Origin of the sequence: Mycobacterium sp. (assembly GCF_049647605.1) — a bacterium.
In the GTDB taxonomy this organism is placed as follows: Bacteria; Actinomycetota; Actinomycetes; order Mycobacteriales; family Mycobacteriaceae; genus Mycobacterium.
The window spans coordinates 1-13,987 of sequence record NZ_JBARXZ010000126.1; the positions used below are offsets into that span (position 1 = coordinate 1).

A 13,987-nucleotide genomic window follows, 5' to 3' on the forward strand; every position below is an offset into this window, starting at 1 on the left:
GGACGGGACCGGGCCGTCGGAACTGCTGGGGTGGGGGAGGCGGTGGCCGGTACGCGGGATCGCGCCGGATCACCTGCGACGGCTCGCGCGGCGGCTGCGGTGCGGGCCGGCGCCGATCGTCGTTCACCAGGTCAATTTACGCGGTGCCGCGGTACGCGGCGTCATCTCAGCCATCCCAGGCGCTCGGCCAGGAGCGCGTAGCCGACAAAGGCGACGGTGTCGATCACGCCGTGCGCGATGATCAGCGGCCAGAGCCGGCCCCAGCGCCGGTAGGCGTAACCGAACACCAGCCCCATGATCAGATTTCCGATGCCTGCCCCGAAGCCCTGGTAGAGGTGATAGGCGCCGCGGAGCACGCTGGACCACACCAGCGACTTCACCGGGCTGATGCCCAACTGGTCGCAGCGGTTCAGCAGGTAGCCCACCACGATGACCTCTTCGGCCCACCCGTTGGCGAACGCCGCCGCCAGCAGCACCGGAACCCGCCACCAGTTGTCGCTGAGTTCGGTCGGCACCACCTCCGCGCTGACCCCGATTGCGCGGGCCACCAGGTACAGGCCCAGTCCGGGCACTCCGATGAGGGCGGCCAGCCCCAGTCCGCCGAGCAGGTCCGGACGCAGCCGGAACCGGCCGATCCCGATCCGCTGCAGGGTGAATCCGCTGCGCCACAACAGATATACGGCGAGCGCACCCCAGGCGACCAGCTGGGCGACGGCAGCGAGGTTGAGCCCGAGGTCGATCAGGCTGAAGTACGACCGGCGCGGATTGAGTGCGACGGTCTGACCTGCCAGGCCGCGCAGCACAAAATCGGTCAGTCGCAGTGCGGCGGTGATCGCGCTGAGTCCGAACGTGACCGTCAAGACGATGACGATCTCGATCTTGAGCGCCCGGCGCTCCTGCGGGGCCAGCGGATTCGGGTCTGTCACCCCGTCACGGTAGCGGCGGGGTGATCAGGACCGTCTGGCGCGGAGCCCGTTGACAAACGGGCAGCCCATCAGCAGCCGGATGGCCTGACTGAGGCCGTTGACATCGTCGACCGGTTTCACGAACGGGAGGCGGACGTCGTGGTCGCCGTCCGCGCCTTCGACCCGGAGCCGAAGTCCGTAGCGGTCCAGCCCGAGTGGGCGGATGTGGCCCTGGCGCAGCGGGCCGGGAAGTCGGGAGGCCAACCGGGCCACCACATCACGGTGGTCGCTGTCGATGTGACGCAGCCAGCACGTCTCCATCACGCAGAACGGGTCGGGGCTGGCTGCCAGCAAGGCGCCGACGCCGACGGACTCGGCGCCGGTGGAGTCGGCCACCACCACCGACTCGACTTCCAGGCGCAGCAGGGTGAACTCGGTCCCGACCTGCAGCAGAACCGGGTCCGGGTTGTCGGCGGCGATGAGGTCCAAGGTGTCGCGGACGACCGATTCCGGGACTCGCAGCAGTCGGCCGCGGATCCACACCAGGGAGCGGACGGGCTCACGCAGTGGAAGTGGCGCGTAGTCGGTGAGCTCGAGGACAGCCTGGGTGCCGCCGATCCCGGCGGTCAGGACCTTGGCGCCGGCCACGCTGCCGGTGGGCACGATCGTGGCGAAGGAGCCGTCTGCCATCAGATGGTGCACGGGCGTGGCCTCGGGTTCAGCGCCTTCCAGTGCCAGCAGTGCGCTGCCGGCCCGCACGCAGGCACTCCTGATGCGCTCGGCGGTTGTCGGCCCGGGGGTCCTGGGGATCGATACGACTGCCATGTGCTGCACCTTCCGCGATCTCGAACTGAGGTAAGCCTAACTTAACTAAAGTCGTCTGAATCGCGCAAGACGTACCCGTTAGGGTTTGGGGCGTGCCGACCATCTCCTATCTGGGCCCGCCCGGGACCTTCTCGCAGGCGGCGCTGAAACAGATGTCCGACGCGGGTCTGATTCCCGGTGACGGGCGGACACCGCCGGTTCTCCTGCCCACCGTCAGCACGCCGGCCGCACTGGATGAGGTGCGGCAGGGCCGAGCCGACTACGCCTGTGTGCCGATCGAGAACTCCATCGAAGGCTCGGTGCTGCCGACCCTGGATGCCCTTGCCGCCGGTTCACCACTGCAGGTGTACGCCGAGCTCACCCTGGACGTCGCGTTCAGCATCGTCGTCGCCCCCGGCGCCACCGCAGCCTCGGTGCGGACGGTGGCCGCCTTTCCCGTCGCCGCCGCGCAGGTGCGTCGCTGGCTGGCCGAACAGCTGCCAGATGCCGAGCTGGTGCCCGCCATCTCCAACGCGGGCGCCGCCGAAGACGTACGGGCCGGCCGAGCCGACGCCGGTGTCAGCACCGCCCTGGCCGCCGAGCTGCATGCCCTCGACACCCTGGCCGACGGGGTGGTCGACGAACCGAACGCGCGGACCCGGTTCCTGCTCGTCGGCCGCCCCGGCCGTCCGCCGGCGCGCACCGGCGCCGACCGCACCTCGGTGGTGCTGCGTCTCGACAACGTGCCCGGCGCGCTGGTCAGCGCGCTGACGGAGTTCGGGATCCGCGACATCGACCTGACCAGAATCGAATCGCGGCCCACCCGCGTCGAACTCGGTACCTACGTGTTCTTCCTGGACTGTGTCGGCCATCTCGAGGATTCCGGCGTCGCCGAGGCACTCAAAGCGCTGCACCGACGTTGTGTTGATGTGCGATATCTCGGATCCTGGCCGACCGGTTCGGCCGCGGGAGCGCTGCCGCCCCGCCTCGACAACGCAGACCAGTGGCTCCAGCAACTCCGGGAAGGGGAGCGGTCATGAGCGGCCGTCTGGTGCTGCTGCGGCATGGACAGACCTACGGCAACGTCGAGAAACGTCTCGACACCCGGCCTCCCGGTGCCGAGCTGACTCCACTGGGACGCGACCAGGCGCGGACATTTGCCCGCGCCCGGCAGCGGCCGCCCGGGCTGCTCGCCCACTCGATCGCCATCCGGGCGCAGCAGACCGCCGGTGAGGTCAGCGACTTGCTGCGCGTGTCACCGCACGAGTTCGACGGTCTGCACGAGGTCCAGGTCGGCGACCTGGAGAACCGCAACGACGACGAAGCCATCGAGGAGTTCGGCCAGATCTACCAGCGATGGCACGCCGGGGACCTCGATGCGGCGATGCCGGGCGGGGAGAGCGCCAACGACGTTCTGGCCAGGTACGTGCCCGTGCTGACCGAACTGCGGATGCGTTACCTCGACAACGACGACTGGAGCGAGGACATCGTCGTCGTCAGCCACGGCGCCGCCATCCGCCTGGTCGGTGCGGTGCTGGCCGGAGTCGACGGATCGTTTGCGCTGGATCACCACCTGGCCAACGCCGAATCGGTGGTGCTGGCGCCGATCACCGATGGCCGGTGGAGCTGCCTGCACTGGGGGGCGGTATCGCCGCCTTTCTACCCGGAACCGACCGCTGACCTCAGGAAAGGCCCGGAGGAAGCCAAGTCGGCACCGGATCCGATGGGCTGAGCACACTCACAGCCCACCGCGTCACAGTCGAGGACAAAATCGTGTGCGGTCAGCTCGGGGGCCTCGCACTGATCCTCGGTGCACTCAGCCCGCCACAGCGCATGCACAACGAGGGCGCCCCGACAAGCTCGCCATCCGGCATCCATGACCCGTTCCTACCACCGGCGCCCGACAAAGCTCCGGTGGCGCGCCCGGCTACGCCCAGCCGAGTTCGTGCAGCCTGTCGTCGTCGATCCCGAAATGGTGCGCGACTTCGTGGATCACCGTGATCGCAACCTCCTCGACCACCTGTTCCTCGGAGTCGCACATCTGCAACAGCGCGCCGCGGTAGATGGTGATGGTGTCCGGCAGCGAGCCGGCGTAGAACGAATCACGCTCGGTGAGGGCCACACCCTCGTACAGTCCGAGCAGCTCGGGCTCCTCGAGGTTGCGGTCTTCGACCAGCACCACCACGTTGTCGGTGGCCGAGGCCAACTCCGCCGGTATCAGGTCGAGCGCATCGGAGACGAGCTCATCGAACCGTTGCCGGCTCATCCGCACGCTCATCCGGTCAAGCCGGCGGCGGGAGCGGAGGCTCCACCGGTCCCGGGGGCGGGCCCGGCGGTAGCGCCGGCACCGGTTCCGCCGGCGGCGGCACGACGACGGGCGCAGGTGCCGGTACGGGCTCCGGTGGCGGCGGGTTGAAGACGTTGCCGGTCGGCGGCGGTTCAACCGGTGTCTCGGTCGCCGGGGGAGTCGTGCCGGAGGTGTCGGTCTGACCCGGCAGGTGCTGGCTCGAGGTGCCGCTGTCGGTCGTGGTGGTGCCCGAACCGGAGGACGAGCCCGACGACTCGTTGGGGTAGTACTCGGCCGTCGGCGGGGTGTACTCGATCGGCGGCAGGTTCAGCCGCTCCACCGGGATGTCCGGAGGCGGCACCGGCGGTTGCCCGTTGATCAGCAGCGGACCCTTGGAGTCGTTGATCAGGGTGGCCCAGCCGCCGTTGCCCAGCGTTGCGCCGACACTGCACGCCACCTGCCGGCTGCCGGCGGTCCAGCTGGGCAGCGAAACGGTGCTGTAGATCAATGTCAGTGTGGTGGTGCGCAATTCGATGGGCGCCAGGTACTCGTCCGTCAACCGGGTGCAGGTGTCCTTGATGAACGCGTCCTGGTCGGCCTCCGCTGGCAGACCGGGGCCGGGGAATCTCTCGGCCAGGTTCAGCGAGCCGGTGACCTCCATGGCGTGCGGGGTCGCGCAGTCCACCGGAATGTCGGTCGGCTGATTGCTGGCCGGGTCGATGCCCAGGCAGGTGCCGGCGGGCCAGACCTTGGACTGGTCGATCTCGGCGACCTTGCCTTTGAACGGCAGCTGCCGGTTGTCGGGCCCGGGCAGCTGCAGACCGCACAGCATCCGGCGCTCACCGGACTGACTCCAGGCCTTGTCGCCGGACCACAGCATGCCGATGGTGAACCGGCTGTTGGGGTCGTACTGCGCGCCGAGGTAGCGGCGTACCGCGACCTGGCATTGCTCCTGGCTGATCTGCTGGATGCGCGCCGGGGACGGCGGTGCCGCGTCCGGGCCGTATTCGGCGCCGGGGAACGTGCTCATGTCGACGGCTTCGGCGACCTCGAACTGGTGGTCGTCCTGACAGTCGACGACCTTGGCCTCGTCGGGTGTGTTGTCCGGCCAGGCAAGGCAGTTGCCGGGCGTGGCCTCGTTGAATGTCTGGGTGCCGCGGGAGCCGGCGCTCGGCAGGATCTCCGATTCCAGGTACCCGGCCAGTCCGTTCGGGGAACCGGTCAGCGGCAGCGCGGTGATCAGGCCGGCGATCAGCAGACCGCCGAGCGCGGTCAGCAGCAGGGCACGCCGGGTGGCGGTGGCCTGCAGCGTGCTCAACCAGTGGAACCGCGCCTTGGGCTGCGTGGATCCGGCCTGGCCCGGCGCGGTTTCCGGTGAATCGGGTAGTTCGGACATCCGCTCCATTGTGACAGGCGTGTCCGGTCCTGTGACAAGTGATGCGAATGTAAAGTTATGTGGTTGTGTCGCGCGCCGGTGCCGCGGTGTTCGGCACCCTCGCCAGCAGCTCGGCTCCCGGGAAAAGTAGGGTTGGCGGGCGTGATCGACCTCAAATTCCTGCGCGACGACCCCGAAGCCGTCCGTCGTTCTCAGATCAGCCGCGGGGAGGACCCGGCGCTGGTAGACGAGCTTCTTGCCGCGGATGCCGCCCGCCGGACCGCCATCTCCGCCGCCGACAACCTGCGCGCCGAGCAGAAGGCGGTGAGCAAGCAGGTCGGCGCCGCCTCCCCGGAGGACCGGCCGGCCGTGCTGGCGCAGGCGAAGGAACTGGCCGCTGCGGTCAAGAGCGCCGAAGCTGAGCAGGCCGACGCCGAACGTGCATTCGCCGTGGCCCACCTGGGGATCTCCAACGTTGTCATCGACGGCGTACCGGCCGGCGGCGAGGACGATTTTGTTGTTCTGGACACTGTCGGCGAGCCCCCGGTGCTGGAGAATCCGCGTGACCATCTCGAACTCGGCGAGTCTCTCGGGCTGCTCGACATGGAGCGCGGCGCCAAGGTCTCGGGGTCGCGCTTTTACTTCCTGACCGGCCACGGCGCGTTGCTCCAGCTCGGGTTGTTGCAGCTGGCGGTGCGCCTGGCCACCGAGGCCGGGTTCACGCTGATGATCCCGCCGGTGCTGGTCCGCCCCGAGATCATGCGTGGCACCGGATTCCTCGGCGCCCACGCCGACGAGATCTATCGGCTCGAGGCCGACGACCTCTACCTGGTGGGCACCTCGGAGGTACCGCTGGCCGGTTACCACGCCGACGAGATCCTGGATCTGTCCGGCGGACCGCAGCGTTACGCCGGGTGGTCATCATGCTTCCGCCGCGAGGCCGGCAGCTATGGCAAGGACACCCGCGGCATCATCCGGGTCCACCAGTTCGACAAGGTGGAGGCCTTCATCTACTGCAAGCCCGACGACGCCGAGGCCGAACACCAGCGGCTGCTCAACTGGCAACGCGAGATGCTCGCCCTGATCGAAGTGCCGTACCGGGTGATCGATGTCGCCGCGGGTGATCTCGGATCGTCGGCGGCGCGCAAGTTCGACTGCGAGGCATGGGTCCCCACGCAGCAGACCTATCGCGAGCTCACCTCGACATCGAACTGCACCACGTTCCAGGCGCGACGGCTGTCGACCCGGTACCGCGATGACAATGGGAAACCGCAGATCGCGGCGACGTTGAACGGTACCCTCGGCACCACCCGGTGGCTGGTGGCGATCCTGGAGAACCATCAGCAACCCGACGGTAGCGTCCGGGTGCCGGCGGCCCTGGTCCCCTACGTCGGTACGGAGGTACTCACCCCATGATCGATCTCACGCTCGACGACCTGCGTTCGTGGTTCGGTTTCGGGGTGGCGGGCAATTTTGCCGGGCACCTCGAACAAGCCGGTGAAGCAGCAGATTTCGTGACGGTGGCATCCGTTGGTGATGCGCCCAAGGGGATCTTCCCGTGGTACGCGCCGGGCACCGATTCGTTTCTGTCGGAGTTCCCGTTGTCCAACGATGCGATCGTCCTGCCCGCCAGTGACGAACCGCTGAACCTCCAGATCGAACCCGAGGTGGGCTTGGCCTGCCGGGTGGTGTGGAACGGGGACACGGTGGTCACCTTGGAGCCGTTTGCCCTCGGTGCGTTCAACGACTGCTCGATCCGCCGCCCCGGCGCCCCCAAGATCAGCCACAAGAAGAACTGGGGTTCGTCATCGAAAGGGGTTGCGGCGCAGTTCTTCGAGGCTCACGATCTGACCCCGGACGGCCCGACGGCCTCGATGCGGCTGGTCTGCCATCTGCGTGACGGCAACGGCGAGGAGCACGCGTACGGGGTGGACAGTGCGCTGCTGGGCTACTCGTACTACGGCGAGGTGCTGCTGGACTGGATCGTCGAGCGCCTGGCGAATCAGAAGGGCGCCCCGGAAACTCCGTTGGAGGACGTCGGCGCCCTGATGGTCGCGGCCGGGCATCCGGAGAACGTTCTGATCGGTATCGGGGCCACCCGCTACACCCCGCTGGGTGAGTCGACGTTCCTGCAGGCAGGCGACCAGGCCATCGTCCGCGTCTACGACACCGAGTCCGAGGCATTCTCCGAACTACGCCAGACCGTCTCGTCGCGCTGACCATGGCCACCGTCACCCAGCTGTGGCGCTTCCCAGTCAAATCGATGGGCGGGCAGCAGGTTTCGGAGCTGTTTGTCACCGCTCGGGGTGGCCATGCCGACCGGCTGTGGGCGGTCCGTGACCTGCAGAACAACGTCACGGCCTCCGCTCGCCGAATTCCGGCGCTGCTGGGCTGTACCGCCCGCTATCAGGCCGAGCCCGGCCCCGACGCCGGGCCCGGCAACGTGCCCGCGGTCAGCATCACCTTCCCCGGCGGTGACGAAGTGTCGAGCAACGATCCGGCGATCCATACGAGGCTCTCCGATCTGGCGGGGCGTGACGTGCGGCTGACCCCGCTGGCGCCGGTCTCCGACACCAGCCAGCATCGGCTCTCGGTGCGCCAGAGCAAGGCGACGTTCTCGCAAACCGAGGTGCGTCGGGACTTCGGCCTCGACGACTCGGAGGCGTTGCCGGACAGCTCGGTGTTCAGCACCAAGCAGATCCTCACGCTGGCTCGATTCTCCACCCCGCCAGGAACATTCGTCGATCTGAGCCCGATCCACCTGATGAGCTCGGCCAGCTTGGCGGCGCTGTCCCCCGATGGTGCGGGTTATGACGTGCGCCGTTTCCGGCCCAACGTCCTGCTGGACGCCGACGATTCCGGCGCGGAGTTCCCGGAAGCCGCTTGGGTGGGCGCGACGGTCGAGATCGGAACCGCACGGTTGTGGGTCAGCGTGCCGACCGTGCGGTGTGTGGTGCCCACCCGGCCACAGCCCGGGATCGAACTCGACCGGGCGATCACCCGGCAGCTGGCGGAACGGACAAACCGTTTTCTCGGGGTGTACGCCGATGTCACCGGCGCCGGCGTTCTGCATGTCGGTGACGACGTCCGCATCCAGCTGCCGGTGTCGCCGGGTGTCGCCCGCGGGGCGGCTGCGGCCGTGGCCAAAGCGGTGGTGCGTGGGGTGCAGCGGGTGCTCGAGAAGACGGTGCTGCGCGAGGGCTGATCTGTGGCGAAGTCATTCACGTTGGTGCAACTGCGGTATTTCACGGTGGTGGCGCGCCTGGAGAACATGCGGGCGGCGTCCTATGAGCTCAACGTCACGCAGTCCACGCTGTCGGCGTCCATCGGGCAGCTGGAGCGTGAGATGGGGGAGCAGCTGTTCCATCGGCGTTCCAACCGCGGTCTGCGCTTGACGGCCGCGGGTCGCCGGCTATTGGTGGGAACCCGGACGGTGCTCGAAGATGCCGATCTGCTGTATCACTCCGTGCGGGCCGAGCGCGAGGAACTTGCCGGGGATCTGGTGGCGGGCATCTTCTCGCCGCTGGCCCCGTTCCTGGCGCCGAAGATCCTCACCGAGTTCAAGCAGCGGCACCCGGAGGTGAAGCTCAGCTTCCTGGAGGCCGACCAGGAGACCCTGATCCGGGCACTGGCCGAGGGCACCTGTGAAACCGCCTTGATGTATGACCTGGGTCTGGGTACCGAGTTCGATTATCAGGTGCTGCAACAGGTCTCGCCGCATCTGCTGGTTGCGGAGAGTCATCCCCGTGCGGCCGCCCCCGACCAGCCGGTGTACCTACGTGAGTTCGAGTCCGAGCCGTTCATCCTGCTGGACCTCAAGCACAGCCGGGAGTACTACCTCGACATCTTCAAGAGGCTGGGGGTGCGCCCCCGGATCCGGCACCTGGTGTCGGGTTACGAGACGGTGCGCTCCTACGTCAGCATGGGTCACGGGTACTCGCTGTTGAATTGGCGGTTGACCCGGGACGTGACGTACGCCGGCGGCCGGGTGGTGGCACTGGAGATCGCCGACGAATTGCCGCCGACGGAACTGGTGCTGGTGCGGCTGCGCGGTGGCCGACCGACCCGGAAATCCCTTGCATTCCAAGAGATCTGCACCCAACTGCTGGCCGACTGAAAAGCAGTCGATCGATTTTATCGATCAGTGTGACCGGTCTTTTTCGTTGGACTCGTTCGGGTGAGGCTCGCCACACTGGGCATACCCCAGCAACGAGAAGAGACGTCCATGCAAACGAAGGACGAAGATGCCGTGACGGCCACACCCGAAACGGCGGACTCATCGAAGTCCAGCACCGGCATGCAGAAACGGGTGCTGGCCGGTGGCAGCATCGGTCAATTCATCGAGTTCTACGACTTCACGCTCTACGGGCTTTCGGCGGTCACGCTGGCTCACCTGTTCTTCCCCAACGAGAACGCCCTCACCGGGCTGCTCGCCACCTTCGCCACCTTCGGCGTCGCCTTCCTGGCACGGCCCTTCGGCGGCCTGTTCTTCGGCGCCCTCGGCGACCGCATCGGCCGGCGCAAGGTCCTGTTCATCACCTTGCTGGCGATCGGACTGGCCACCACCCTGATCGGCCTGCTGCCCACCTACGCGACCATCGGCGTCCTGGCCCCGATCCTGCTGGTGCTCTGCCGGTTGGTGCAGGGCTTCTCCGCCGGTGGTGAATCGGTCGGGGCACCCGCGTTTGTCTTCGAGCACGCACCCCTGGAGCGGCGCGGCTTCTGGATCAATGTCACCCTGGCCGCCACCGCGCTCCCGTCGGTGGTTGGCGGCACCCTGATCCTGGTGCTGTCCACCACGATGTCGCAGGAGGCCTTCGACTCCTACGGCTGGCGCATCCCGTTCCTGCTGGCTCTGCCGTTGGCGCTCTTCGGGCTGTGGATCCGCGCCAAGACCGAGGAATCCGAGGCGTTCAAACAAGTTCTGCGCAAGCATGAGCACAAGGAATACAGCCCGATTCGAGAAGCATTCCGGGAGAACAAGATCCGGATGGCCCAGGTGATCTGCGTGATGGCCCTGACCGCCATGGGCTTCTACTTCCTGTCCGGTTACTTCGTCTCCTACGTCCAGGTCACCGGCAACCTGAGTCGCGAAGCGTCGCTGGGCGCCAACGCGGTGGCCATGGCCATGTATGCGCTGTTGCTGCCCATCGGCGGCATCATCGGTGACCGGTTCGGCCGGAAACCGATGCTGATCGCCGGGGCGGCTGCGCTGGCGGTGATGTCGATCCCGTGCTTCATGCTGGTGACCAGCGGGTCGTTGGCACTGGCGATCACCGGGCAGCTGCTGTTCGTGATCCCCATGTGTATCTACGGCGGCGGTTGCTACACGTTCTTCGTCGAGATCTTCACGACAAAGACCCGCTTCACCTCCGCGGCGATCAGCTACAACGTCGCCTACGCGGCGTTCGGCGGCACCGCGCCGTTCATCGGAACCATGCTGGTGTCCACCACCGGAACCAGCTCCGCGCCGGGCTTCTACATGGCTGCCGCCGCTGTCCTGGTCGGGCTCTTCCTGGTGTTCACCAATGTTCCCGAGACCCGCCACCGCGTCAGCTGATCACCTTCTGAACCCAAAGGAGTTCCACCATGGGAACATCTGAGTTCCTGACCGATTTCCACCACGTGGCCACCTTCGGTGCCACCGACAACAACGGCGTCGACCGGCAGGCCGCGACGGCGCAGGACAAGCTCAGCCGCGACTGGTTCGCCGCGTTTGCCGCCGAACGTGAATGGGAGCTGCGCGTAGACGGTATCGGCAACATGTTTGCGCTGCTGGAATTCGTGCCGGGCGCACCGTACGTGCTGATCGGTTCGCATCTCGACTCCCAGCCGCTGGGCGGCCGGTTCGACGGCGCCTATGGGGTGATCGCCGCGTTGCACGCCGCCGAGCGGGTGGCGGCGCGGATCGCCGAAGACGAGGTGTCCGTCGAGTACAACCTGGCTGTTGTCAACTGGTTCAACGAGGAGGGCGGCCGCTTTGCGCCGTCGATCATGGGCTCCTCGGTGTGTGCCGGGTTGATGGATTCCGACACGATGCGGGCGGTGCGCGATCTCGACGGGGTGTCGGTGGCGGAGGCGCTCGATGCCATCGGCTACCTGGGCACCGATACGCCGCCGCAGATCGCCGGGTACGCCGAGATCCACATCGAGCAGGGGCGAATCCTCGAACGCGAGGGTATCGATCTCGGCGCTGTCGACTATTCCTGGTACACCCAGAAACTCGATATCGAGGTGCTCGGTGAGCAGTCCCATACCGGCGCGACCGCGATGGCCGATCGCCACGATGCCCTGGTGGCCGCCAGCAAGGTGGTGCTGCTGGTACACGAGGTGATCAAGAAGTTCGAATCCGAAGCCCTGGTGTCCTCGGTGGGCCGGTTCACCGTCGAGCCCAACTCTCCGATCGTGGTGGCCCGCCGGGTGCATCTGGTCGCCGACCTGCGTTCGGCCTCACCCGAGATTGTCGCCGCGGCGCGGTCCAGCCTGCTGGCCGATATCGCGGCGATCGCCAAGGAACACGACATCACTATCAACGCAACAGATTTCGATGTCCGTGACATCCAGCGCTTCCCGCAGGCCGGTGTCGAGTTGACCGAGAAGGTGGCCGCCGACCTGGGCTTGACGGTGCGGCCGATCCGCACCATGGCCGGCCACGACTCGGTGCCGATGAACCGGATCGCGCCCACGGTCATGATGTTCATCCCGTCGATAGACGGGGTCAGCCACTGCGAGCGGGAGTTCAGCACCGACGCCGATATGGCCGCCGGCGTCGACGCCTTGACCGGCGTCGCCTGGGAACTGGTCAACGGCGCCCTCTCGGGGACAGCGGCCGCATGAGCGACCTGGCTCACCTGAGCGCCACCGAGGCACTGGCGGCCTTCCGGCGCCGCGACATCTCGCCGGTCGAGGTGCTCGAGGCGCAGATCGCCGAGATCGACGCGCGGAACGGGGATCGGGTATCCGGGATCAACGCCTTCACCGAATTGCTGTTCGACGACGCCCTGTCCGCGGCCCGGCGGGCCACCGCCGACTACACGCGGTACGCCGCCGCCGGGGAACAACCACCGGCGCTGCTGGGCCTGACGGTGGCCACCAAGGAGAAGCACGGGATCGCGGGCCGATCGCTGGAACAAGGCCTGGCGGCGCACCGGGGCCGAGTCGCTCGAGACAATCACCCGGTGGTCGAGCGGATCCTCGCCGCCGGCGGAATCATCCACGCGCGCACCACGAGTCCCGAATTCAGCTGCGCTACCGTCACGCACTCGCCGATGTGGGGGATCACCCGCAATCCATGGAACCTCCAGGCCTCGCCCGGTGGATCCTCCGGGGGTGCCGGTGCGGCGCTGGCAGCCGGCTTCACCACCCTGGCCACCGCTTCTGATATCGCCGGATCCACCCGTATCCCAGCGGGATTCACCGGCACCGTCGGCTACAAGGCGCCGTTCGGCCGGATTCCCGGGCTGCCGCCGCTGGCTGCCGACTGGTATCGCGGGGACGGCCCGATGGGACGCACGGTGGCAGATGTGGCGCTGCTGTCCTCGGTGCTGTCGGGGCGGCACCGGATCGACCACGGTTCCTGGGGGGACGGCGGTGCGCCGATTCCTCTCGACGGCGGTGTCGACGGTCTGCGGATCGGGGTGTCCTATCGGTTGGGTGACTTCCCCGTCGCCCCCGTGATCCTCGACAACACCCGTGCTGTCGCGCAGCGGTTGACCGCAGCCGGAGCCGACGTCGTCGAGGTGGAGCTGCCGTGGACGACGGACCTGTTGCGGGAGACCATTTTTGCCCACTTCGGTCACATCCTGGGGCCGGCCGTGGCGCGCGAGACGGCGGGCACCGAGGTGTCGCGCTACCTGGGGGCTTTCATCGCCGACTGTGGTGCAGCCGCACAACGGTATTCACTCATCGACTCGTTGGGGATGGACGCCCGGATGCGCGGTGATCTGGCGGTGGCGATGGCAGACGTCGACGTGCTGCTGTGCCCGACGTCGGCGGCCACCTCGTTGCGCGCCGACGGGGACTATCTCGACGGCATCGACGTCGGCGGGCGGCACCTGCAGCACTACTGGGAAGCGAACCTGACGGCGCCGTTCAATGTCGCCAACAACTGTCCGGTGCTGTCGGTGCCGAGCGGGATCGCCGATGATGGCGTCCCGACGGGCGTACAGGTGGTGGGTCACCCGAATGACGAAGCGATGGCCTTCCGGGTGGCCCAGGCCGTGGAATCGTCGGTGGGGTTTCGGAGTCTGCCGCCGCCGTGAGACGCCCACCCGGCGTGGTCAGCGGTCAGCGGTCAGCAGCTTGTCGAGCAAGGCGAGGAATTCTGCCGGCCGAGCCGGGGTGAACGCGGGGCGCAATCGCAGCCCCGGCACGTCGAGGGTCACCAGGGTGGACTTCAGGGGCCGTTGCACATCCAGGGGCAGCCACCGCCGTAGATCAGAGCTGCCCCAGATGCGGAACCGTTGCACGAACATGCCCAGATCCTCGGCCTGGTAGTCGCGAATGGAGTGCAGGGGAATGATCTTCGCGGTTCCGGAGGGAAAGTGGTAGCGCCGCAACGTGACTGCGTGACGGTCCAGTTGGACCATACCGTCGTCGTACTGTTCCGGCGCCGGG

14 protein-coding genes are annotated in these 13,987 nt (G+C 67.5%); 9 read left to right on the top strand and 5 right to left on the bottom strand.

The features are described 5' to 3' along the window. Positions 1-161: 161 nt before the first annotated feature. Together WBB07_RS16945 and WBB07_RS16950 are read right to left on the bottom strand one after the other, a co-directional pair. Entirely contained in the window at positions 162-926 is a 765-nt protein-coding gene (locus WBB07_RS16945) for a CPBP family intramembrane glutamic endopeptidase (RefSeq protein ID WP_526309558.1), read from the bottom strand. Positions 927-950: 24 nt separating this feature from the next. Continuing rightward, positions 951-1,730, bottom strand: coding sequence for a DUF2470 domain-containing protein (locus WBB07_RS16950; protein WP_526309559.1), 780 nt, complete (start codon positions 1,728-1,730; stop codon positions 951-953). Positions 1,731-1,822: 92 nt separating this feature from the next. Here WBB07_RS16950 and pheA point away from each other — a divergent pair, with 92 nt between their 5' ends. Together pheA and WBB07_RS16960 are read left to right on the top strand one after the other, a co-directional pair. After that, entirely contained in the window at positions 1,823-2,749 is a 927-nt protein-coding gene (pheA, locus tag WBB07_RS16955; RefSeq protein ID WP_526309560.1) for a prephenate dehydratase, read from the top strand. After that, positions 2,746-3,441, top strand: a complete 696-nt coding sequence (locus WBB07_RS16960; RefSeq protein WP_526309561.1) for a histidine phosphatase family protein — start codon at positions 2,746-2,748, stop codon at positions 3,439-3,441. Before pheA ends, WBB07_RS16960 begins: the two co-directional genes overlap by 4 nt. A 195-nt stretch (positions 3,442-3,636) precedes the next feature. On the opposite strand, the gene WBB07_RS16965 is transcribed toward WBB07_RS16960, so the two are convergent. Both WBB07_RS16965 and WBB07_RS16970 read right to left on the bottom strand, forming a co-directional pair. Beyond that, positions 3,637-3,987 (bottom strand): metallopeptidase family protein, encoded by a 351-nt coding sequence (locus WBB07_RS16965; protein WP_526309562.1) that lies wholly within the window; start codon positions 3,985-3,987, stop codon positions 3,637-3,639. 4 nt (positions 3,988-3,991) lie between these two features. Further along, positions 3,992-5,401, bottom strand: a complete 1,410-nt coding sequence (locus WBB07_RS16970) for a septum formation family protein (RefSeq protein WP_526309563.1) — start codon at positions 5,399-5,401, stop codon at positions 3,992-3,994. 132 nt (positions 5,402-5,533) lie between these two features. On the opposite strand from WBB07_RS16970, the gene serS reads away from it, so the two are divergent. The 7 genes from serS (at position 5,534) to WBB07_RS17005 (ending at position 13,632) form a co-directional block, all read left to right on the top strand. After that, the gene (gene serS / locus WBB07_RS16975) at positions 5,534-6,787 is read left to right on the top strand and encodes a serine--tRNA ligase (protein ID WP_526309564.1); all 1,254 of its coding nucleotides are present in this window, start codon (positions 5,534-5,536) and stop codon (positions 6,785-6,787) included. Next, positions 6,784-7,590: a DUF5718 family protein gene (locus WBB07_RS16980; protein ID WP_526309565.1), complete on the top strand. Its 807-nt coding sequence runs from the start codon at positions 6,784-6,786 to the stop codon at positions 7,588-7,590. Before serS ends, WBB07_RS16980 begins: the two co-directional genes overlap by 4 nt. Positions 7,591-7,592: 2 nt before the next feature. Beyond that, a complete protein-coding gene (locus tag WBB07_RS16985) occupies positions 7,593-8,576 on the top strand; it encodes an MOSC domain-containing protein (RefSeq protein ID WP_526309566.1) in 984 nt (327 codons plus the stop codon). Positions 8,577-8,579: 3 nt separating this feature from the next. Further along, positions 8,580-9,488, top strand: coding sequence for a LysR substrate-binding domain-containing protein (locus tag WBB07_RS16990; RefSeq protein ID WP_526309567.1), 909 nt, complete (start codon positions 8,580-8,582; stop codon positions 9,486-9,488). 180 nt (positions 9,489-9,668) lie between these two features. Further along, the gene (locus WBB07_RS16995; protein WP_526309584.1) at positions 9,669-10,931 is read left to right on the top strand and encodes an MFS transporter; all 1,263 of its coding nucleotides are present in this window, start codon (positions 9,669-9,671) and stop codon (positions 10,929-10,931) included. Between the two features lie 29 nt (positions 10,932-10,960). Further along, positions 10,961-12,208, top strand: coding sequence for a M20 family metallo-hydrolase (locus tag WBB07_RS17000; RefSeq protein WP_526309568.1), 1,248 nt, complete (start codon positions 10,961-10,963; stop codon positions 12,206-12,208). Then, positions 12,205-13,632 carry an amidase gene (locus WBB07_RS17005; RefSeq protein WP_526309569.1) on the top strand — a complete coding sequence of 476 codons (1,428 nt, stop codon included), beginning with the start codon at positions 12,205-12,207 and terminating at the stop codon, positions 13,630-13,632. The genes WBB07_RS17000 and WBB07_RS17005 overlap by 4 nt, the downstream gene beginning before the upstream one ends. 18 nt (positions 13,633-13,650) lie before the next feature. On the opposite strand, the gene WBB07_RS17010 is transcribed toward WBB07_RS17005, so the two are convergent. Then, positions 13,651-13,959: a hypothetical protein gene (locus WBB07_RS17010; RefSeq protein ID WP_526309585.1), complete on the bottom strand. Its 309-nt coding sequence runs from the start codon at positions 13,957-13,959 to the stop codon at positions 13,651-13,653. Positions 13,960-13,987 lie beyond the last annotated feature (28 nt).